At 64.0% G+C, this 21,207-nt stretch carries 19 protein-coding genes and 1 tRNA gene; 13 read left to right on the top strand and 7 right to left on the bottom strand.

Annotated features, from left to right (window positions below):
- The 7 genes from BLT98_RS16770 to gabD all read left to right on the top strand — a co-directional run bounded on the left by BLT98_RS16770 (position 1) and on the right by gabD (position 7,264).
- Positions 1-1,014 carry a 2-dehydro-3-deoxygalactonokinase gene (locus BLT98_RS16770; RefSeq protein WP_092609562.1) on the top strand — a complete coding sequence of 338 codons (1,014 nt, stop codon included), beginning with the start codon at positions 1-3 and terminating at the stop codon, positions 1,012-1,014.
- A complete protein-coding gene (gene araD / locus BLT98_RS16765) occupies positions 1,011-2,741 on the top strand; it encodes an L-arabinonate dehydratase (protein ID WP_092609559.1) in 1,731 nt (576 codons plus the stop codon). The genes BLT98_RS16770 and araD overlap by 4 nt, the downstream gene beginning before the upstream one ends.
- A gap of 16 nt (positions 2,742-2,757) precedes the next feature.
- Positions 2,758-3,651, top strand: coding sequence for an SMP-30/gluconolactonase/LRE family protein (locus tag BLT98_RS16760; RefSeq protein WP_092609556.1), 894 nt, complete (start codon positions 2,758-2,760; stop codon positions 3,649-3,651).
- Between the two features lie 13 nt (positions 3,652-3,664).
- Complete coding sequence (locus tag BLT98_RS16755) at positions 3,665-4,306, top strand: bifunctional 2-keto-4-hydroxyglutarate aldolase/2-keto-3-deoxy-6-phosphogluconate aldolase (protein ID WP_092609553.1); 642 nt, start codon at positions 3,665-3,667, stop codon at positions 4,304-4,306.
- A 161-nt stretch (positions 4,307-4,467) separates the two neighbouring features.
- Complete coding sequence (locus BLT98_RS16750) at positions 4,468-4,890, top strand: CoA-binding protein (RefSeq protein ID WP_092609550.1); 423 nt, start codon at positions 4,468-4,470, stop codon at positions 4,888-4,890.
- Positions 4,887-5,729 carry a PPK2 family polyphosphate kinase gene (locus BLT98_RS16745; RefSeq protein ID WP_092609547.1) on the top strand — a complete coding sequence of 281 codons (843 nt, stop codon included), beginning with the start codon at positions 4,887-4,889 and terminating at the stop codon, positions 5,727-5,729. The genes BLT98_RS16750 and BLT98_RS16745 overlap by 4 nt, the downstream gene beginning before the upstream one ends.
- Before the next feature lie 80 nt (positions 5,730-5,809).
- Positions 5,810-7,264: an NADP-dependent succinate-semialdehyde dehydrogenase gene (gabD, locus tag BLT98_RS16740; RefSeq protein ID WP_092609544.1), complete on the top strand. Its 1,455-nt coding sequence runs from the start codon at positions 5,810-5,812 to the stop codon at positions 7,262-7,264.
- 6 nt (positions 7,265-7,270) lie between these two features.
- Here gabD and BLT98_RS16735 read toward each other — a convergent pair whose 3' ends face one another.
- Entirely contained in the window at positions 7,271-8,395 is a 1,125-nt protein-coding gene (locus BLT98_RS16735; protein WP_092609541.1) for an extracellular catalytic domain type 2 short-chain-length polyhydroxyalkanoate depolymerase, read from the bottom strand.
- A 181-nt stretch (positions 8,396-8,576) separates the two neighbouring features.
- Here BLT98_RS16735 and BLT98_RS16730 point away from each other — a divergent pair, with 181 nt between their 5' ends.
- Positions 8,577-9,170 (top strand): glutathione peroxidase, encoded by a 594-nt coding sequence (locus BLT98_RS16730; protein WP_092609996.1) that lies wholly within the window; start codon positions 8,577-8,579, stop codon positions 9,168-9,170.
- Positions 9,171-9,285: 115 nt separating this feature from the next.
- A complete protein-coding gene (locus BLT98_RS16725) occupies positions 9,286-9,645 on the top strand; it encodes a DUF1428 domain-containing protein (protein WP_070258351.1) in 360 nt (119 codons plus the stop codon).
- An 84-nt stretch (positions 9,646-9,729) separates the two neighbouring features.
- On the opposite strand, the gene pabB is transcribed toward BLT98_RS16725, so the two are convergent.
- The 3 genes from pabB to BLT98_RS16710 form a co-directional block, all read right to left on the bottom strand.
- Positions 9,730-11,574, bottom strand: coding sequence for an aminodeoxychorismate synthase component I (gene pabB / locus BLT98_RS16720; RefSeq protein ID WP_092609538.1), 1,845 nt, complete (start codon positions 11,572-11,574; stop codon positions 9,730-9,732).
- Positions 11,575-11,595: 21 nt separating this feature from the next.
- Positions 11,596-12,171: a nucleoid occlusion factor SlmA gene (slmA, locus tag BLT98_RS16715; protein ID WP_034752791.1), complete on the bottom strand. Its 576-nt coding sequence runs from the start codon at positions 12,169-12,171 to the stop codon at positions 11,596-11,598.
- A gap of 103 nt (positions 12,172-12,274) precedes the next feature.
- The gene (locus tag BLT98_RS16710; RefSeq protein WP_092609535.1) at positions 12,275-13,009 is read right to left on the bottom strand and encodes a pyrimidine 5'-nucleotidase; all 735 of its coding nucleotides are present in this window, start codon (positions 13,007-13,009) and stop codon (positions 12,275-12,277) included.
- Positions 13,010-13,104: 95 nt separating this feature from the next.
- On the opposite strand from BLT98_RS16710, the gene BLT98_RS16705 reads away from it, so the two are divergent.
- Complete coding sequence (locus BLT98_RS16705; protein WP_244517518.1) at positions 13,105-13,974, top strand: TraB/GumN family protein; 870 nt, start codon at positions 13,105-13,107, stop codon at positions 13,972-13,974.
- Between the two features lie 167 nt (positions 13,975-14,141).
- Here the strand turns inward: BLT98_RS16705 and BLT98_RS16700 are convergent.
- Both BLT98_RS16700 and argB read right to left on the bottom strand, forming a co-directional pair.
- Positions 14,142-14,216: transfer RNA gene (locus BLT98_RS16700), tRNA-Thr, on the bottom strand.
- Positions 14,217-14,281: 65 nt separating this feature from the next.
- A complete protein-coding gene (gene argB, locus BLT98_RS16695) occupies positions 14,282-15,175 on the bottom strand; it encodes an acetylglutamate kinase (protein WP_010393729.1) in 894 nt (297 codons plus the stop codon).
- Between the two features lie 231 nt (positions 15,176-15,406).
- On the opposite strand from argB, the gene BLT98_RS16690 reads away from it, so the two are divergent.
- The 3 genes from BLT98_RS16690 (at position 15,407) to BLT98_RS16680 (ending at position 19,930) form a co-directional block, all read left to right on the top strand.
- Positions 15,407-15,604, top strand: a complete 198-nt coding sequence (locus tag BLT98_RS16690; RefSeq protein WP_092609530.1) for a cysteine-rich CWC family protein — start codon at positions 15,407-15,409, stop codon at positions 15,602-15,604.
- 95 nt (positions 15,605-15,699) lie between these two features.
- On the top strand, positions 15,700-18,747 hold the full coding sequence (locus tag BLT98_RS16685; protein WP_092609527.1) for a response regulator: 3,048 nt from the start codon (positions 15,700-15,702) through the stop codon (positions 18,745-18,747).
- Between the two features lie 31 nt (positions 18,748-18,778).
- Positions 18,779-19,930 (top strand): response regulator, encoded by a 1,152-nt coding sequence (locus tag BLT98_RS16680; protein ID WP_034783788.1) that lies wholly within the window; start codon positions 18,779-18,781, stop codon positions 19,928-19,930.
- A gap of 4 nt (positions 19,931-19,934) precedes the next feature.
- On the opposite strand, the gene BLT98_RS16675 is transcribed toward BLT98_RS16680, so the two are convergent.
- Entirely contained in the window at positions 19,935-21,203 is a 1,269-nt protein-coding gene (locus BLT98_RS16675; protein WP_244517517.1) for an extracellular catalytic domain type 1 short-chain-length polyhydroxyalkanoate depolymerase, read from the bottom strand.
- Positions 21,204-21,207 lie beyond the last annotated feature (4 nt).

Here is a 21,207-nt window from a genome sequence, read left to right as displayed (position 1 = left end):
ATGAACATACTCACCATCGATGCCGGCACTACCAATACGCGTACCTTGCTGTGGCGCGCGGGCGCCGTCGTCGCCCAGGCGCAGCTGGAAACGGGCGTGCGCAATACCGCCATCGATGGCCATAACGGCGCGCTGAAACAGGCGCTGCGCGACACCATCGCCAGCGTGCTGGCCAGTGCCGGCATCGCGCCATCCGAGGTGGATCTGGCGCTGGCGTCTGGCATGATCACTTCGCCCATGGGCGTGCGGGAGGTACCGCATTTGCCGGCGCCTGCCGGCCTGGCCCAGCTGGCGCAAGGCATGCAGGCGGTGGAATTGCCCGACGTGCTGGCGCAGCCCCTGTGGCTGATTCCCGGCGTGCGCAACCAGCATGGCGCCGTCGGCCTGCATAACGTTGAAGCGATGGACATGATGCGCGGCGAAGAGACGGAAGTCGTCGCGCTGCTCGAGCGCCTGCAGTTGCGGGGCGCGGCGACCCTGATCATGCCCGGCTCGCATACCAAACTGATCAGCGTGGACGAGCAGCGCCGCATCCTCGGCTGCAGCACCACCATCGCGGGCGAGCTGCTGCAGGCGATCACGCAGCACACCCTGATCAAGCAATCGGTCGACGGCGGATTTGCCCAGACCCTGGTGCCGAAAATGCTGCTGGCTGGCGCGGCAGCGGCGCAAAAAACGGGGCTGGCGCGCGCCTGCTTCAGCGTGCGCACCCTGGGCCAGTTCAGCGCTGTCGAATGCAATGAGCGGGCCAATTTCCTGATGGGCGCCGTCCTCAGCGGCGACCTGCTGGCGCTGCGCAACAGCACCGCCATCCAGATGCGGCCCGATACGCCGCTCGTCATTACTGGTAAACCCATGCTGCGCCAGGCGCTCGGGCTGCTGATCGAAGAACACGGATTTTTTTATGGCAAGCGCATCATCGTCGACGACCAGCAGCAAGACTATCTGGCCGGTCACGGTGCGCTGCTGATCGCCGCCGCGCGCGGCTTGATTTCCCCGCAGGAGACAGTATGAGCAGCAACAAGAACAAGCGTCCCTTGCGTTCGCAAGCGTGGTTTGGCGGCGACGACAAGGACAGTTTTATTCACCGCAGCTGGATGAAGAACCAGGGCTATCCCAGCGACGCTTTCGATGGCCGCCCCGTCATCGGCATCTGCAATACCTGGTCCGAGCTGACGCCCTGCAATGGCCATTTCCGCGACCTGGCCGAGATGGTCAAGCGCGGCGTGCTCGAAGCGGGCGGCTTTCCCGTCGAATTTCCCGTCATGTCGCTGGGCGAGACGAATCTGCGCCCGACGGCCATGCTGTTCCGTAACCTGGCCAGCATGGATGTGGAAGAATCGATCCGCGCCAACCCGATCGACGGGGTGGTGCTGCTGACGGGCTGCGACAAGACCACTCCGGCCCTGCTGATGGGCGCGGCCAGCGTGGATTTGCCGACCATCGTGCTGTCGGGCGGTCCCATGTTGAACGGGAATTACCGCGGCAAACCGATCGGTTCGGGCACGGACGTGTGGAAGTTTTCCGAAGACGTGCGGGCAGGGCGCATGACCTCAAACGAATTCAAGCAGGCCGAATCGTGCATGTCGCGCTCCGCCGGTCACTGCATGACGATGGGCACGGCTTCCACCATGGCCAGCATGGTCGAAGCGCTGGGCGTGACCTTGCCCGGCAACGCGGCTATTCCCGCCGTCGATGCGCGCCGCAAGCTGCAGGCGCAGCTGACGGGCCGGCGCATCGTCGATATGGTGCATGAAGACCTGAAACTGTCGCAGATCCTCACGCGCGAAGCGTTTGAAAACGCCATCATGGTCAACGGCGCCATCGGCGGGTCGACCAATGCCGTGATCCACCTGCTGGCCATCGCCGGGCGCATCGGCGTGGACATGCGCCTGGGTGACTGGGACCGTCTGGGCCGCGACATTCCCTGCCTGCTGAACCTGATGCCGTCGGGCCAGTACCTGATGGAAGATTTTTACTATGCGGGCGGCCTGCCCGTGATCATTCGCGATCTGCTGGGCAAATTGCATGGCGAGGCGCTCACCGTCACGGGCGCCAGCATGGCCGTCAACGTGGCCGAAGCGGAAAATTTCAATCCCGAGGTGATCACGCCGCTGGCGCAGCCCTTCAAGGACGAAGGCGGCATCGCCGTCCTGCAAGGCAACCTGGCCCCGCGCGGCGCCGTCATCAAGCCGTCGGCCGCTTCGCCGGAACTGATGCAGCACCGTGGCCGCGCCGTCGTCTTCAACAGCATCGAGCATTATAAAAAGCGCGTCGACGATCCCGCGCTCGATATCGACGCCAGCTGCGTGATGGTGCTGCAAAATTGCGGCCCGCAGGGCTATCCGGGCATGGCGGAAGTGGGCAATATGGGACTGCCGAAAAAACTGCTGGAGCAGGGCGTGCGCGACATGGTGCGCATCTCGGACGCGCGCATGAGCGGCACGGCCTACGGCACGGTGGTGCTGCACGTGGCGCCGGAAGCGGCCGTGGGCGGGCCGCTGGCATTGGTGCGAGATGGCGACATGATTGAACTGGATGTGGCGGGGCGCCGCTTGCACCTGGACGTCGACGAGGCCGAACTGGCGCGCCGGCGCGCCGAGTGGAGCGCGCCGCCGCCGGCCATGAAGGGCGGCTACCAGTCGATGTATATCAAGCACGTGACGCAGGCCGACGAAGGCGCGGACCTGGACTTTCTCGTCGGCTGCCGCGGCTCCGCGGTTCCGCGCGAATCACACTGAAAAACAAGGAAAAATGATGGGGACACAGGCCCAACTACTGGTCGATGCGCAGAACTTCCTGGGCGAGGGCGTGCGCTGGTGCGAACGCAGCGGCCGCGTTTTCTGGACGAATATCGAAGGCTGCCAGCTGCATGCGCTGGTGCTGGACACGGGCGAGCGCCAGAGCTGGGCCATGCCCGAGCGCCTGGCGTGCTTCGCGCTGACGGATAGCGACGATGTGTTGTTGCTGGGACTGGCTTCCGGACTGGCCTGGTTTGACGCGCGCAGCGGGGCCGTCACGCGCTTGCACACGGTGGAGGGGGACTTGCCCATGACGCGACTGAACGATGGCCGCTGCGACCGCCAGGGACGCTTTGTCTTCGGCACGCTCGATGAACGCCCGTGCCGCGATGCGATCGCCAGCTTCTATCGCCTCAACCTGGACTTGACCCTGGAGCGCTTGCCGCTGCCGCAGATCGCCATCTCGAACAGCATCTGCTTCAGCGTCGACGGCACGGCCATGTACTTCTGCGATTCGATGAAAAAGGCGATCTATCGCTGGGATGATTACCTGGGGGGCGACGCCAGCCGGGTGTGCGTGTTCGCCGTGCTCGATCCGGGGCCGGGCGCCGCCGACGGCGCCACCATCGACGCGGATGACTACCTGTGGAGCGCGCAGTGGGGCGCCGGCAGGGTCTTGCGCTTCGCGCCGGACGGCAGCGTCGAGCGCAAGATCAGCCTGCCCGTTTCGCAGCCCAGCTGCGTGAGCCTGGGCGGTCCGCACTACGACGAATTGTTCGTCACGACGGCGCAGGAGAGCTTGACCCCGGCCCAGCTGGAGAGCGAACCGCTGGCCGGGGGATTGTTTCATGCGCGCCAGGTGGGCGTGCGCGGTTTGCCGGAAGTGCGCTTTGGCGCCCTGCCGGCCTGACAGGAGAGAGCAAATGCAGAAGCACACGGTTTTCGAGGGCATTATCGAACGGGGCATGGTCGGCATCGTGCGCGCCTCTTCGGCGCAGGCGGCCGTGCAGATTGCCGAGGCATGTATCGCCGGCGGCATCACGGCGCTGGAAGTGGCGTTCACCACGCCCGATACCCTGGGCGTGCTGCGCACCCTGCGTGAACGCCATGGTGATGACGTGCTGCTGGGCGCGGGCACGGTGCTCGATACGGAGACGGCACGCGCCGCCATCCTGGCCGGTGCCCAATTCATCATCTCGCCCGGCGTGAACGTGGAGACCATCACGCTGTGCCAGCGTTACCAGGTGCTGTCCATGCCGGGGGCGATGACGCCGACGGAGATCGTCACGGCCCTGCAGGCCGGCGCCGACATCGTCAAGGTCTTCCCCGCCGAGATGTTCGGTCCCGCCTACATCAAGGCCCTGCGCGCGCCCCTGCCGCAAGCGCCGCTGATGCCCACGGGCGGCGTGACGGTGGAAAACCTGCATGCATGGTTTGCCAGCGGCGCCGTGGCCGTGGGTATCGGCAGCAGCCTGAGTGGCCCGGGCGCCACGGGAGATTACGCGGCCGTGACGGCGCGCGCGCAAGCCTTCGTGGCGAAGATGGCGGCCGTGCGTTCTGAGTAACCTCCTGCTGAGAAAACCGTAGCGAGCGGATGTGAGTTGTGGCTGAGAAGCGGAGCTGTGCGAATGCACAGTGAGCATCGGAGGCCGCAAATCGCGCCGCGCAGTAGGTTTTTTCTGCTACGCTAGGCGGGCAATGTCGCACGCCTGACTACGACCCGAATATGCCCAACATCGCCCGCATCCTGCAAGACAGCCGCATCATCGCCATCGTCGGCATGTCCGACAAGCCCGAACGCGCCAGCCATGAAGTGGCCGACTACCTGCTGCAGCAGGGCTACCGCGTATTGCCCGTCAATCCGGCCCTCGCCGGGCGTGATGTGCTGGGACAGCGCGCCTATGCCACCCTGACGGAGGCTGCGGCAGCCGTGGCGCCGGCGCGCATCGACATCGTCGACTGCTTCCGCAAGTCGGCGGACATCCTGCCCATCGCCGAGGAAGCCATTGCCGTCAAGGCCGGCTGCCTGTGGCTGCAGCTCGATGTCGTCAACGAACAGGCGGCGCAGCTGGCACGGGCGGCGGGGCTGGAGGTGGTGATGGACCACTGCACAAAAATCGAGCACCGCAAGATGGCGGTGGCGGCATGAAGGCGCGCACACAATTTCGTGCCGGCAAGGATTTTGAGCTGAAAGAGGATTTCGCCGGCAAGCGCCTGCTGGGCGCTGCCACCAAGGCGGCGAACAAGAAGCTGACGGCAGCCCAGTGCAAGGCCCTGGACCGCGAGGAAACCGTGGCCCTGACGGCGCAGATCGCCGAGTGCCAGAGCATGCTGTATGCGCAGCACAAAAAGAAGGTGCTGCTGGTCTTGCAGGGCATGGATACGTCGGGCAAGGATGGCACGGTCAAGGCGATCTTCAGCAATATCAATCCGATGGGCATCCGCGCCGTGGCGTTCAAGGGGCCTACCGATATCGAACTGGCGCACGATTACCTGTGGCGCGTGCACCAGCACGTGCCCGTCAAGGGCGAGATCGCCATCTTCAACCGCAGCCATTACGAGGATGTGCTGATCACGCGCGTGCAGGACATGATTGACAAGGCCGAATGCCAGCGCCGCTACGCGCAGATCCGCGATTTCGAGCGCATGCTGAGCGAAACAGGTACCGTCATCCTGAAAATCTTCCTGCATATCTCGAAGGACGAGCAGCGTGGACGGCTGCAGGAGCGGCTCGACGATCCCGACCGCCAGTGGAAGTTCGACCCCAACGATATCGCCCAGCGCAAGAAGTGGGATGGCTACCAGCGCGCCTATGAAACGGCGATCCGCGAGACGGATGCCGACCACGCGCCGTGGTACGTGGTGCCATCGAACTCCAAGACGCAGCGCAACCTGGTGGTGGCGTCCCTGCTGCTGGAAACCCTGCAGGGCATGAAGCTGGAATACCCGGCGCCGGACCCGAAACTGTCGTCTTTCAAGGTCGAGTAGTTCCGCGCATCGCCTGCGGAATCGGCCGCGCTGTGGCATAGTATCCCTCGTCGATAATTCAAACCAGACCGGAGATCCATATGCTGCAGTTGAAAGATCCTACCTTGTTGCGTCACCAGGCTTACGTGAATGGAGCCTGGGCGGATGCCGATGGTGGCCAGACGATTAATGTGAGCAATCCCGCCACGGGCGAGCATATCGGCACGGTGCCCCTGATGGGCGCAACCGAGACGCGCCGCGCCATCGAGGCGGCCAATGCCGCCTGGCCCGCCTGGCGCAAGAAGACGGCCAAGGAGCGCGCGGCCGTGCTGCGCCGCTGGCATGACCTGATCCTGGAAAACGCCGACGACCTGGCGCTGATCATGACCACCGAGCAGGGCAAGCCCCTGCCGGAAGCGAAAGGCGAAGTGCAGTTCGGCGCCTCGTTCATCGAGTGGTTTGCGGAAGAAGGCAAGCGCGTGGCGGGCGATACCCTGCAATCGCCGTGGCCAGACCGCCGCCTGGTCATCACCAAGGAGCCGATCGGCGTATGCGCCGCCATCACGCCGTGGAACTTCCCCGCCGCCATGATCACCCGTAAAGTCGGCCCGGCTCTGGCTGCCGGCTGCCCGATGGTCCTGAAACCGGCCGAAGCCACGCCGTTTTCCGCGCTGGCGCTGGCCGTGCTGGCCGAGCGCGCAGGCGTGCCTGCGGGCGTGTTCAGCATCGTCACGGGCGCGCCGAAAGACATCGGCGGCGAAATGACGTCGAACCCCATCGTGCGCAAGCTGACGTTCACTGGCTCGACCCAGGTGGGCCGCCTGCTGGCGGAACAGTGTGCGCCAACGATCAAGAAACTGTCGCTGGAACTGGGTGGCAATGCGCCATTCATCGTCTTCGACGACGCCGACCTGGACGCCGCCGTGGAAGGCGCCATCGCCTCGAAATACCGCAATGCGGGCCAGACCTGCGTGTGCGCCAACCGCCTGTACGTGCAGGACAGCGTGTATGACGCGTTTGCCGAAAAATTGGTCGCCGCCGTGGCCAAGCTGAAGGTCGGCAATGGCATCGAGGCAGGCGTCACGCAAGGCCCGCTGATCGACGCCAAGGCCGTCGCCAAGGTGGAAGAGCACGTGGCCGACGCGCTGGGCAAGGGTGGCCGCCTGCTGGCCGGCGGCAAGCGCCATGCGCTGGGTAACGGCTTCTTCGAGCCGACCATCATCGCCGATGTGACGAACGACATGCGCGTGGCCACCGAGGAAACCTTCGGCCCGCTGGCGCCCCTGTTCCGCTTCAAGACGGACGATGAAGTGATCGCCCTGGCCAACAACACGGAATTCGGCCTGGCCGCCTACTTCTATTCGCGCGACATCGGCCGCATCTGGCGCGTGGCCGAAGGCCTGGAAACGGGCATGGTCGGTGTCAACACGGGCCTGATCTCGAACGAGATCGCGCCCTTCGGCGGCGTCAAGCAATCGGGCCTGGGCCGTGAAGGGTCGACCTACGGTATCGAAGATTATTTAGTCATTAAATACATCTGCATGGGCGGTATTTAAGGTCGCCTAGCGCGAGCTGCGGCGCGCGGCGAGGCGGTCCAGCATGCCCTTGACCGCTTCCATCTGCGTGCCGCTCTTGCGGTAGAAATCCGGGTCGATCGGATTGATGCTGGTGTAGCCCCAGAAATCCCAGCAGCCTTTCGGGTTGTACGGGTAGACGGGGCTCGGTTCGGCCTGCGGATACAGCACGATGATCTTGTTGGCGTCCGCCACCTGGTTGTAGCCGGTGCTGGTATAGAAACGGTCGCCGATGGCCTGCGTCGTTTGTAAACAACCGTGGAACACCACGTGCACGCGGCAGCTCTCGCTGTCGCAGGCTTTCGGGATGTAGGCGTAGCCCGTATTGTTCATGCTCGAGTACGCGCTCTGGATGAAGGCGCGCTGGTTGAAGGATATCAGCTTGCCCGTCAGCGTGGTCGACGAGGGCTGCAGGTCCGGATACAGGTGCTGCAGGATGTCGCGCGCCTGCACGAAGTCGCAGTCATTGATGAAGGGCGACGCCGTTACATCGCAAGCCTTGTCCTGGTTGTTGTCCGTGATGATGGCGTGGCCTGCCCCGACCGTGTCGACGAAGCGGATCTGCTCGGCCGGCGTGCCCGCCAACGCATAGAATTTTCCCACCTGCTCCACCACCGGCCGCGTCACGGTCTGGTCTTTCGTTCCGCTGAACAGATATACGCGCTGGCGTTTCAGGTTGGCCGTGTCGTCGATGAGGCGGGCGCGCGCAAAATCGTTCGCTGCGCGCAGCAATTCGCTGGCCACGGGTGGCGCCACCTGCGCGCTGCCCGGATTCATGCAGGTGGTCAGGGCATTCGTCAGGTAGGGAATGTAGGGGAAGCGGCCCGGCTGGCCCGAGCAGAAATACGGGCCGCCCGCGATGATGCCTGCGCCGGCCACCGTGGCCGAGTAGGCGACGGCAAATTGCGCCGCCATGAAGCCGCCCGAGGACAGGCCGGAGACGGTGGTCTGGCTCAGGTCGGCCTGGTAGCCGGGCAGGGCGGGGGCGTCCCTGGTCGCGGCGGGCTTGACGGCTTTGGCCGTCGTGGCGGCGTGCGCGCCGCCTGGCGCCGGGATGAGCAGGCTGGCAGCCAGCAGGGCGGAGGGTAGTACGGTCAGGTGCGGGAAGGGCATGGCGACTCCACAGGGCAAGAAAAGGGACAGGAAGGCCGAGCATAGGTAAAAAAACTGTGCGCTGGGCAAGTACTGCACTGTCGTTGATGTCGCTCAAGCAATCGCTGTTGTTGTCCGTCTCATACGCGCGCGCGGCGTTTGACATAGAATGGTTTTTTTCCGTTCAACCATGGTGCCCTTCATGTCCAAGACCCTTGCCCAGCTGTTTGCGCTCACCACCCTTGCCGCCAGTGCCAGCCTGGCCATGCCGGCCCATGCTGCCGAAGCCGCTACAGCTACCGCTGCTCCGACCGCCTGCCCCGCCATCCTCAAGCAAACCTTCAACCGCCTGCAGGATGAAGCGCCGCAAAACCTGTGCCAGTATGCGGGCAAGGTGGTGCTGGTGGTGAATACGGCCAGTTATTGTGGTTTTACTAATCAATATGAAGGGCTCGAGGCGCTGTACGCCAAGTATGGCAGCAAGGGCCTGGTGGTGCTGGGTTTCCCGTCGAACGACTTCGGCAAGCAGGAACCCGGCAACAGCAAGGAAATCGCCGATTTCTGCTACAACACCTACGGCGTGAAGTTCCCCATGTTTTCGAAGTCCGTCGTCTCCGGTCCCGCGCCGAATCCGCTGTATGTGGACCTGATCAAGCAGACGGGCAAGACCCCGGCCTGGAATTTCCATAAATACCTGATCGACCGCCACGGGAAAGTGGTGGAAAGCTTCCCCAGCAAGGTGACGCCGGATGACAAGAAACTCGTCGGCGCGGTGGAAAAAGCGCTGGCGCTGTAAGTTGCCGAGACGCAAGCAGGCTTGAACGCCTGCTTTTTTTTAATGTTGCGCTTGTCGTCTTGCTATCATTGTCCTAAGCTGGTTGTTCGCGTTTGTCACAACAAAGGAGAACATCATGGCGTATGTCGATGGATTTGTGGTGCCCGTACCGAAAGCCAAGCTCGATGCCTACCTGGCCATGTCGCGCAGTTGCGGCGCCGTCTGGCGCGAGTATGGCGCGCTGGAATTTCGCGAATGCGTGGGCGACGATGTCAAGCCAGGCAAGCTGACCTCGTTCCCGCAGGCGGTGGACTTGCAGGATGGCGAAGTGGTGGTGTTTTCATGGATCGTGTATGCGTCGCGCGCCAAGCGCGATGAAATCAACGACAAGGTCATGAAAGATCCGCGCCTGGCCGAGATGATGGACCCGGCCAAGCTGCCGTTCGATGGCAAGCGGATGATCTACGGCGGTTATGAAATGCAGGTGGACCTCTAGCGGCTGAAACAGTCCATGGCGGCGTTGCAATGCCTCGTCGTGCAGTTGCACTGCCTTCGGCAATGCGCCTTGCCCTGAACGGTTTCAGGCGCTAGCGATAATATGTGCCGGCAACGCCCCGCGCAGCGCATTGCACACGACAATCGCTTCGGCCCGTGCCAGCATGGGGCGCGTGATGATGGTTTCCTGCGCGTTCCAGGCGGGATCGGCCAGCATGGCCGCGCGCTGCACGCCGGGAAGCAGGCCGCAGGACAGGGGCGGCGTATGCCAGCGGCCGTCCAGCCGGACGAAGACATTGCTGCGCCCGCCCTCCGTCAGTTCGCCCCGTTCGTTAAAGAACAGCATGTCGAAGGCGCCTTGCGCCTCGGCCGCGCGCCAGGCTGCGTCATAGCGCGCGCGCACGCTGCTCTTGTGGCGCAGGAACAGGTCGTCCGCCACGGTGGCGTCGGGCGCCAACAGGATGTTGACCGTGTCCGGCAAGGCGGTGAGCGCGCCGCTTTGCGTCGTGAACTGGCCATCCTGGCGCAGCGCCAGGCGCAGGCGGAAGGGGGCATCGTCGGGGCGTGCCGCGCAGGCGGCCTGCAGCGCGGCACGCGCGGCACTGTCACTCCAGGCAAAACCGAAGTAGGCGCAGGAGGCGGCCAGGCGCGCCAGGTGGCGCTCTTGCTGGCGGCAGCCACCGGCACGGCTGGCGTGCAGGGTTTCGAACAGTTCAAAGTCGTTGCTCAGCCCCGTCAGGAAGCGGGCCTTGAGCTGGCACTCCGCAAATTCCTCCTGCGGGTCGCTGTCGAGCACGATGCCGGCGCCCACGCCCATCTCGCCGCGCCGGATGCCGCCATGGCCAGCCGCTTGCAGGGCCAGGGTGCGGATCGGCACGGACATGCAGAAGTCGCCCACCGCGTGGGCAGCGCCGGCGGCCGGCGGATCGAACCAGCCGATGGCGCCCGTATAGATTCCGCGTGGCGCCGCTTCCAGTTCGGCGATGATTTCCATGGTGCGGCGTTTCGGCGCGCCCGTGATCGAGCCGCATGGATACAAGGCCTGGAAGATGTCGGTCAGGCTGGCGTTGTCGCGCAAGCGCGCCTGCACGGTGGAGGTCATTTGCAGCACGCTGCTGTAGCGCGTCACCTCGAACAGGGCCGGCACCTTGACGGAACCCGTGGCGGCGATGCGGCCGATGTCGTTGCGCAGCAGGTCGACGATCATCAGGTTTTCTGCGCGGTTCTTCGGATCATTGGCCAGGGCGGCGGCGCGGCGCGCGTTTTCTGCTATTTGGTCCGCAGGGGCGGCCGGTGCCGTGCCTTTCATGGGGCGCGCCATCAGCTCGCCCTGGGCATGGCGCACGAACAGCTCCGGCGACAGCGACAGCAGGGCGCCGCCATCGGGCAGCATCACCAGCGCGCCATACGGTACGGGCTGGCGCGCGCGCAGTCGCGCATACAGGGCCAGGGGCGAACCGAAGGCGTCGAAGCGCAAACGATAGGTGTAGTTGACTTGATAGGTGTCGCCGGCCACGATGTAGTCGTGGATGCGGTGCAGCGCCTGCGTAAATTGCGCCTGGTCGACATTCGCGCGGATGCCGGCGATGCCGGCCGGCGTTGCCGTCGCCGGCGTACGTTCGGCCAGCCACTGCAGCACCTCATCCTGCGACAGCTGCGTGCAATGTTCAAAGACGAGCACTTGCGCCAGCGGCGGCGCGCCGGGATCTGCCGCGCGCGGTGGCATGCCCAGCAAGTGGGCCCCCAGTTCGTAGCTGCACACGCTGACGGCGTACTGGCCGCGTTGCAAGGCCTCTTGCAGCCCCCCGAGCAGGGTTGGCCACTGTTGCCCCTCGGTGCACTGCAAGACTGCCGCCAGGCCCGTGTACAGGCGCGAACCGGCGCCGGGCGTGCTGGCGTCGTCGAGCAGGGCGAAACAGTCGGTGTGCATGGGGACAGCCGCGGCGGTGATTTACCCCAGCAGCATGGCGATTTGCAGCGCCGCTTCCTGGGATGGGTTGATCTTGAAGCCGCTCTTGGCGTAGCGGTGCCAGCGTCCGATGACGAAGCTGACGATCAGGGTGGCGCGCGCCGCCACTTCGCTTTCCTTGCCATGGCCTTCGGCGGCTGCCACGCGCAAGGCCTGCTTGAGCGCCAGTTCCACGCGGTCGTAGAACTGGTTCATGCGCACTTGCAGGCGCTCGTCCTCATTGACCAGCGCATCGCCGATCAGCACGCGCGTCATGCCCGGATTGCTGATGGCGAAATTGAGCAGCATGCCGATGATGTCGCGTGTTTGCGTCATGCCGTCGCTGTGCTTTTCCGCGATCTGGTTGATCAGGCCGAAGACGCTCGACTCGATGAATTCGATCAGCCCTTCGAACATTTGCGCCTTGCTGGCGAAATGGCGGTACAGGGCCGCTTCCGACACGGTCAGTCTGGCCGCCAGTGCGGCCGTGGTGATCTTTTCGCCTTTCGGCTGCTCCAGCATTGCGGCGAGGGCCTGAAGAATTTGTAGCCTGCGTTGGCCCGGCGGTGTGCTTGCCATATTTTCTCTTGTCGTTAAAAAAAATGCTGCCTTGATGGGGGAGGTCCGTCACCGCCGCTAGCGGTGCGGCTTCCGGTGTCAACCGGAAGCCCAGGAGTCCCCTTCAACGCAGACGGTGAAGGCGGCGTGCCAAATGCCGGACAGATTTTACTTTGACATCGACGTAAGCGGGGCGATTTAACGCCTTGGGCAGCTTCGCCACGCCGATCGGATCCGCCATTTTCAGGTATTGCGTGATCCAGGCCGTGCGCAGACCCAGTTTTTTCGCGCCCTTCAGGTTGGCCAGAGTGTCTTCCACCAGGATGCAGCGGCCAGGGCGGATCTGGTGTTTGCGCATCAGTTTGCGCAGCATCAGCGTTGATGGCTTGGGCCGCAGCTGGCGGTGCACATGCATCGCCTCGATGGCGATATGCTGCGCAAAGTGCCGGCGCAAGCCCAAGTGGCGCATCACGTCGCTCGAATAGCGCAGCGGCGCGTTGGTGAGTAAAATTTTACGGCCAGGCAGGCGTTTGAGTAAAGCCCCCAGTCCCCGCTCGGCGCGTATCATGGCGCGCAAATCGTCGAAGCTATGCGTCTCGTGCAAAAAATGGGCTGCCTGTACCTGATGGTGCTTGACCATGCCCAGCAAGGTGGCGCCGTAGCGGCGCCAGTAGGCCGCGCGCGCCGCATTGACGATGGCGTCGTCGGCCGGCGTGACGCCATCGCCCAGCACGCGGGCAATATACGTGTTCATATTGGCCGTGATGGTGGGGAAGATGGCATGCGAGGCATTGTGCAGCGTGTTGTCGAGGTCAAACAGCCAGACCGGCGACGAGCGGTTAAGATGGGACACAGGCACAGGAGTCTTTAGGCAAGATGATAAGCAAGATGAAAAATTCAACAATCAGGAAAACCATGCGACGCCAGATTATAGTGATGTTTTGCGGATTATTCTTGCTGCCGTTGCCGGCGGCCTTTGCCGAAGCACCGCCCGTGGCGCAAAACCGGGGCGCCCTGTTCAAGGTGCAGGATGCCAGCCACACCCTGTATCTGTTCGGCACCATCCACGTCGGCGCGCCCGATTTTTATCCGCTGGAACCGACGGTGACGCAGGCGCTGCACCAGGCTGGCGCGCTGGCGCTGGAGATCGATCCCGGCGCCGATTCGCGTGCCGCCCTGGGCGCCGTGCTGAAATACGGCATGGAAGCGCCGGGCAGCAAAGTGCCTGCCGACTGCCGCCAGACGCTGGCGCCGCGCCTGGCGCCGCTGTTGCAAAAATACGGCATTCCAGCCGAGTCGGTGGCGCCGATGAAGCCGTGGATGCTGGCCAGCATGCTGGCCATCGGCGAATTTTCCACGCTCGGCTACCGCTCCGACCTGGCCGTCGACAATTATCTGTCGCAGCAGGCCAAGGCGCGCAAGATCCCCGTGCTGGAACTCGAGTCGATGGAAGGCCAGATGGCGCTGTTTGGCGCCATGTCGCCGGCCGACCAGTGCCGCTTCCTGGAAGACGGCGTGGCGTCGATCGAGGACCAGGAGCAAAGCCAGGAAGCGCGCGAGATCGCCAACGCCTGGCGCACGGCCGATGCCGCCGCCTTCGACAGGCTGGCCGCCAAGGCAGCGACAGACCCGTCGTTCGCCGCGCAGTTCGTGCAAAAGGTGTTGCTGGATGGCCGCAACCCGGCCCTGGCCGACGGCATCGCCAAACTCCTGGCGCGCGAAAAGTCCAGCCTGGCCGCCATCGGCGTGCTGCACCTGGTGGGAACGAAAAGCGTCCCGGATTTATTGCGTCAGAAGGGCTTGAAGGTCGAGCGGGTGTATTAAGTTTGGAAAGCAGGCCGCAAGGGTGCCGTAGCTTAGCCGCGTAAAGCACGCGGCAGAGCAGATGGAAAAGTGTTCAGGGCAAGGCGGACTGACGAAGACAGTACGCATGTACGGCAAGGAAGGACAACGCCGCCATGGACATTTTTTCAGCTGCGGGGAGATATAGTTGGTGCCCTTGACGTGGATCGAACACGTGGCCTCTCCCTTACCAAGGGAGTGCTCTACCACTGAGCTACAAGGGCAAATTAAAAGCGGCGCCAGGTGATCTGCGCCGCCAAACTACTCGCTGTGATGCGTTGCGATTTTTTTAGTGCGAACGGATCATAGTACCAAAAGCCTGCTCGGTCAACACTTCCAGCAATAATGAGTGTTCGATACGGCCGTCGATGATGTGCACCGTGTTGACGCCGGACTTGGCGGCGTCGAGCGCGGACGAGATCTTTGGCAGCATGCCGCCCGAGATCGTGCCATCGGCGAACATCTCGTCGATTTCGCGCGCGGACAGGTCGGTCACCAGGTTGCCCTGCTTGTCCTGGACGCCGGCGATGTTGGTCATCATGATCAGCTTTTCCGCTTTCAGGATTTCCGCGATCTTGCCCGCTACCACGTCGGCGTTGATGTTGTAGGCCTGGCCATCCTGGCCGAAACCGATCGGCGAAATGATGGGAATGAAGGCGTCGTCCTGCAGCGCCTTGACGACGGCCGGGTTGATCGCGTCGATCTCGCCGACAAAGCCGATGTCGAGGAATTCGCCCGGATGTTCGCGGTCCGGCATCTGCATCTTGCGCGCGCGGATCAAGCCGCCATCCTTGCCCGTCAGGCCCACAGCCTGGCCGCCGTAATGGTTGATCAGCATGACGATATCCTGCTGCACTTCGCCGCCCAGCACCCACTCCACCACTTCCATGGTTTCTTCATCGGTGATGCGCATGCCTTGCACGAAGGTGCCTTGCTTGCCGATTTTCTTCAGCGCGTTGTCGATCTGCGGTCCGCCGCCGTGCACCACGACCGGGTTCATGCCGACCAGCTTGAGCAGGATGACGTCGCGCGCGAAGCCGTGCTTCAGGCGTTCGTCCGTCATGGCATTGCCACCGTACTTGATGACGATGGTCTTGCCATGGAAATTGCGGATGTATGGCAGGGCCTCGGCCAGAATCTGCGCCTTGATTTGCGGCGACACCGCCGTCAAGTCGTCATTCATGTCCAGGTTCAAGTTAGCTAGTTGATTCATGGCGAGTCCGGAAAATAGATTTGTGCGATTTTACAGGGAAGAAGAAAATCCTGGAGGCATTATAGGGCGATCTTGTTGTATTTTCCCTGATGATCCTATAGTCTGGCCCGATATGTCCCCCAGCCAGCCCTTTTACTGCCAGTTACATCTGCGTCGCATGCCGGCGCAGCATGACACACACTTGCCAATTCACACACAGCCATGAGCCAGTGCACTCTCTGCGGCGCCACCTTCCAGTGTGGCCAGCTCGATCCGGACGCCAAGGAACCCTGCTGGTGCGTGGCCCTGCCGCCGGCCGTTCCCGTGCCCGGCAGCCTCGCCGTCGGCTGCTGGTGCCCCGCCTGCCTGCAAGCCCACATCGCCACCTTGACGCCCCCGGCAGCAACGCCGGCCAAATAAGAGCCGCGGCACGCTTTTTCCTTTGCAAAAGACCTTGCATTTTGTAGGGGAATACGTTCAGACTTCGATTTTCAAGAATTTCTTATAGGAAAGTCATGCGCTTCAGGGATATCAGTATCGGCGTGCGCATCAATGCCGGTTATGCCATGTTGATCGTGCTGATGCTGGTTGTTATCGTCCTGGCGGGTAGCCGCATCTATGCCATCCGCGCCGAGACCGACGATATCCTGCAGCGCGACTGGGTCGCCGCCAAGGCCACCAGCAAGATCCATGGGCTGGCGCGCGAGGCGGCCACGCGCATCGGTAACCTGCCGAACCAGCACGAGCTGGCGCTGCGCCAGGCGAACCAGGCGCGCCTGGAAGCGATCAAGCAAGACATCGATGAGCAGGTGCGCATCCTCGACGGTCTCGATGCGCGGCCCGAGGAGCGGCGCCTGCTGGAACAGATGCACCTGGCCCGTGCCGGCTACTACGTGTCGCTCCAGACGATATTCGAACTGGTCGAGCGCGGCGAGGATGCGCGCGCCGAGCAGGCCATGCAGACGCAGACCTTGCCGGTGCTGGAAAAAGTGCTGCTGTACGTGGGCCAGCTCGACGATCTGCAGCAGCAGCAGATCCGCGACAGCGCGGCCAGGATACGCAACGACATCGATACCTCGCTGCTGCTGATGGGCGGCATCGGTCTGGCGGCCCTGCTGACGGGGCTTGCCTTTGCCTGGTCGGCGCGCTCGATCACGCGTCCGCTGGGCGAGGCGGTGGCGATCGCCACGCGCGTGGCCAATGGCGACCTCAGTTCCGTCATCGAAGTGACGTCGCGCGACGAGACGGGCGAACTGCTGCAGGCGCTCAAGGACATGAGCACCAGCCTGGCCGTGGAACAGGACCTGCGCCACGCCGTCGAGGTGGCCGAGGATGCGACCAAGATGAAGTCGGACTTCCTGGCGAATATGTCCCATGAAATTCGCACGCCGATGAACGGCATCATCGGCATGACCCACCTGGCGCTGCAGACGGAGCTCACGTCGACCCAGCGCAACTACCTGGAGAAGGTGGAATCGGCTTCGAAGAACCTGCTGGCCATCATCGACGACATCCTCGATTTTTCGAAGATCGAGGCGGGCAAGATGGCCTTTGAAAAAGTCGATTTCTTCCTCGAGGACGTGCTGGCGCAGATCGCCGACCTGTCCGTGATGCGGGCGCAGGACAAGGGCCTGGAACTGCTGTTCGACATCGCTCCCGACGTGCCGAACGCATTGCAGGGCGACCCGCTGCGCCTGGGTCAGGTGCTGATCAATCTGACCAACAATGCGATCAAATTTACGGACAAGGGCGAGATCGTCGTCACCATCCGCCTGCAGCAGCTGGAAGAACATGCGGCTGTCTTGCGCGTCGATGTGCGCGACACGGGCATCGGTCTGACGCCGCCCCAGCGCAGCAAATTGTTCCAGGCCTTTACCCAGGCCGACACCTCCACCACGCGCCACCATGGCGGCACGGGCCTGGGACTGACCATCAGCAAGCGCCTGGTGGAAATGATGGAGGGCGAGATCGACCTGGTCAGCGAAGCGGGCGTGGGCAGCACCTTTTTCTTTACGGCCCGCTTCGGCCTGGCCGCCGTGCCGCGCGACAGCCTGCTTGCTCCGCAGCGCTTTGAGGGCTTGCGCGTGCTGGTGGTCGACGACAACCCCAGCGCGCGTGAAATCTTCGTCAGCATGCTGACGGCGCTGGGCTTCGAGGCGCGTGCCGTGTCTGGCGGCGTGCTGGCCATCGGCGCCGTGGCGCAGGCGCGCGCCGAGGGGCGTCCGTACGGGCTGGTGCTGATGGACTGGAAAATGCCGGGCATGAACGGCCTCGATACCCTGGCCGGCATCCGTGCCGATGCCGCCGGCATCGATGCGACGCCGGCCTGCATCATGGTCACGGCCTTCCATCGCGAAGCGCTGCTGGAGGCGGCGCGCCAGCGCGACTTGCCGCTCGACGGCGTATTGAACAAGCCGATCAGCGCCTCGACCCTGCTCGACCAGATAGCGTTCGTGTTTGGCGGCGTGACGGGACAGAGCCGCAAGACGCAGCGCCAGAGCAGCTACCGCGACGATGAGCGCGCCCTGCGCGGCGCCTGGCTGCTGCTGGTGGAGGATAATGAAGTGAACCAGGAAGTGGCGCAGCATATTCTCAACGACGCCGGCATCCGCGTCGATATCGCGGGCAATGGCGCCATCGCGCTGGCGAAGATCGAGGAAAACGCCTATGACGGCGTGCTGATGGATTGCCAGATGCCGGTGATGGATGGCTACCAGGCGACGCGCAAGCTGCGCCAGGATCCCCGGTATTCGAATTTGCCTGTGATCGCCATGACGGCCAATGCCATGGTGGGCGACAAGGAAAAATGCCTGGACGCCGGCATGAACGATTTCATCGCCAAGCCGATCGACGTGGCGCAGCTGTTCGGCACCCTGGCGCGCTGGATCGCGCCGGCCACGCCGCAGGAAATGACGGCGGTGGTGGCGCAGCCGGAAGCGGAGCTGCCCGTGATCGCCGGCCTGAAAATGGCGGAAGCCATGCGCCGCGTGGGCGGCAATACCGCTTTGATGCGAAAATTGCTGGACCGTTTTGTGGAAACCCAGTTCGATGCCATGCAGCGCATCGTTGCCGCCATCGAGAACAACCAGCTCGAGACGGCGATCCGCGAAGCGCATACCCTGAAGGGCCTCGCCGGCAATATCGGCGCCGGCGGCCTGGCCGACAGCGCCGCGCGGGTCGAGCACTTGCTCAGCCTGGGATCGCACGACGGCTTGCCGCAGGCGCTGGCCGCCTGCACCCTGGCGCTCGACGAGCTGGTGCCGAAGATCGTGCTGGCCATGCAGTCGCGCGGCCATGTGGCCGAGGCGGGCGGCGCGCCGGTGGCGCACGTGGCGCCGGTGGACCGGGCGTACCTGGAAGCGGGCTTGCGCGAGCTGTCGCAGCTGCTGCAGCAGGACGACGCGCAGGCCGTCAAGCACCTGGACGGCATCGGCCCCGTGCTGGTCGCGGCCGGGCAGGCGGAACACGCGCGCCAGTTGAAGCGCATGCTGGGACAATACGATTTCGAAGGTGCGCTGGCGCAGCTGGGCGAGGTGGCCGATGCGCTGGAGCTGACACTGTGACAAGGATAACTATGCAGAGCGAAGGAAGGGCATGAAAGCGCCGGCAAGCAAGCCAACCATCCTGGTGGTCGACGACACGCCAGACAATATCGACCTGCTGCGCGCGGTGCTGGAAGACGATTACCGCACCAAGATCGCCGTCAATGGCGAGCGCGCCCTGAAGATCGCCGCCGGCAGCGACCAGCCCGACCTGATCCTGCTCGACATCATGATGCCGGGCATGAGCGGCTACGATGTGTGCCGCGCGCTGAAGGCCGATCCCGCCACGGCCGGCATCCCCGTGATTTTCGTCACCGCCATGAGCGAGGTGGCCGACGAGCAGCTGGGCCTGGCCCTGGGCGCCGTCGATTACATCACCAAGCCGATTTCAGCCCCCATCGTGCTGGCGCGCATCAGGACGCAGCTGGCGATGAAGCAGATGCAGGATTTCTTGCGCGACCAGAATCATTACCTGGAAACGGAAGTGGAGCGCCGGGTGCAGGAAGTGGCAGCGCTGCAGGACGTCACCATTCACGCCATGGCGTCGCTGGCCGAGACGCGCGACAGCGAGACGGGCAACCATATCCGCCGCACTTCGCATTACCTGAAGGCGCTGGCCGAGAAGGTGCGCGGCTTGCCGCGTTTCCGCGATTTTTTGACGGACAAGAATATCGAACTGCTGTTCAAGACGGCGCCGCTGCACGATATCGGCAAGGTGGGCATCCCCGACCATATCCTGCTCAAGCCGGGGCGTTTCGAACCGCATGAAATGGCCATCATGAAGACGCATACCACGCTCGGGCGCGACGCCATCCTGGCGGCGGAACACGAGCTGGGCATCGAAGTCGATTTCCTCAAGTACGCGAAAGAGATTGCCTACAGCCATCACGAGAAATGGGATGGCAGCGGCTACCCGCAAGGCCTGGCTGGCGAAGCCATCCCGATTTCGGCGCGCCTGATGGCGCTGGCCGACGTGTATGACGCCCTGATCAGCCGTCGCATCTACAAGCAGGGCATGGACCATGCGCAGGCCGTGCAGATCATCGTCGAGGGGCGCGGTTCGCACTTCGACGCCGAGATCGTCGACGCCTTCCTGCAGATCCAGGACCAGTTCATCGCCATCTCCCACCGCTACGCCGACGGCGTGTGCGAGATCGCCGACAAGCAGCGGCAGATCGCGCCATACACCGAAAACATCAGCTGACGAATTAGCTCACCGTCTTGAAGAAGCGCAGCATCTCGCGGCTGGCGTCCGGTCCCTTGCCATCCGTGTAGCTGCCGTTATTGCTGCCGCCGGACCAGGCATGGCCGGCGCCGTGGATGACCCAATGTTCGCCCAGCGGCGAGCCATCGGCCTGGCTGTGCGTGGTGCGCGTGTAGCGGTGGCCATTCGGCACGCTGCCGTCGATGGATGCGGCCTTGGCCGCCTTGCCGCCCGCCTGGCTGCGCACGCCCTGGGCGATCAGTTCATCGCCATTGCGCGGGTTGACGGTGGTGTCGCGGTCGCCGTGGAAAACGATGATGGGCACGCCGCCCGCCGGCGCCTTGCGCTGGGCATTGGGCATGGCGCCGCCCTTCATGGCTGCCAGTGCCGACGGCAAGTCCTGCGCCGAGGCGAACGGCAGGCCCGAATGCACGCCGACGGCGGCAAACAGGTCCGGGTACAGGGTACCGACGATGACGGCCATGGCGCCGCCAGCCGACAGGCCGGCGACGAACACTTCGCGTTCATTTACCGGGTAGTCGTCGATGACTTGCCGGGCGATGCCGGCGATCAGCGACGGTTCGCCCTGGTCGCGCTGCTGGTCGATGGCATTGAACCAGTTCCAGCAGCGCGAACTGTTGGCGCCCTGCGTCTGCGCCGGGTAGACGACAAAGCATTCCTTTTCTTCTGCCAGCGCATTCATCTGCGTGCCGGCGGCGAAATCGTCGGGATTTTGCGTACAGCCGTGCAGCATGACGATCAGCGGCATGGCCTGGCCGTGGTAGCTGCTGGGGATATACAGCTTGTAGGAGCGCGTGCCCGCATGGTTGCGGTACACGTCGTCGATGAACTGCGCGCCAGCGGGCACCTCCGCCGGCGTGGTGGCCGGCGCGTTGAAGCCGGGCGGGTGGAAATTCGGCAGCTCGAAGCTGGGCATGTCGAAGCTGTGCTGGCCCAGGCCGGCCGGCACGCCCAGGCGCGCCATGAAATCCTGCGCGAAGTCCTGCGCCGCTTGCGCGGGCGTGGGCGGCGCATCAGGCGTTTCTGGCGCGGCGGCAGCTTGCGGCTGTTCGGCTCGGGCTTGCGCTGGTGGTGGCGGATTAATGTCGCGCATGGTCTGCGGCGGCGGCGCTTGCGTGGCTGCCGCCTGCGGTGCCAGGCCGGCGGCAGACAGCGCCTGCTGGATCGCTTCGGTGGCGGCGGCGGGACCGCGGCCCATCAGATTACGGGTTGCTGCGCGCATCTGCGCCAACATGTTGAGAGGGAGTTTCATGACC

It is taken from the genome of Janthinobacterium sp. YR213 (genome assembly GCF_900099875.1).
Lineage (GTDB): Bacteria > Pseudomonadota > Gammaproteobacteria > Burkholderiales > Burkholderiaceae_D > Janthinobacterium > Janthinobacterium lividum.
This window is presented reverse-complemented; position numbering and strand designations above follow the sequence as displayed.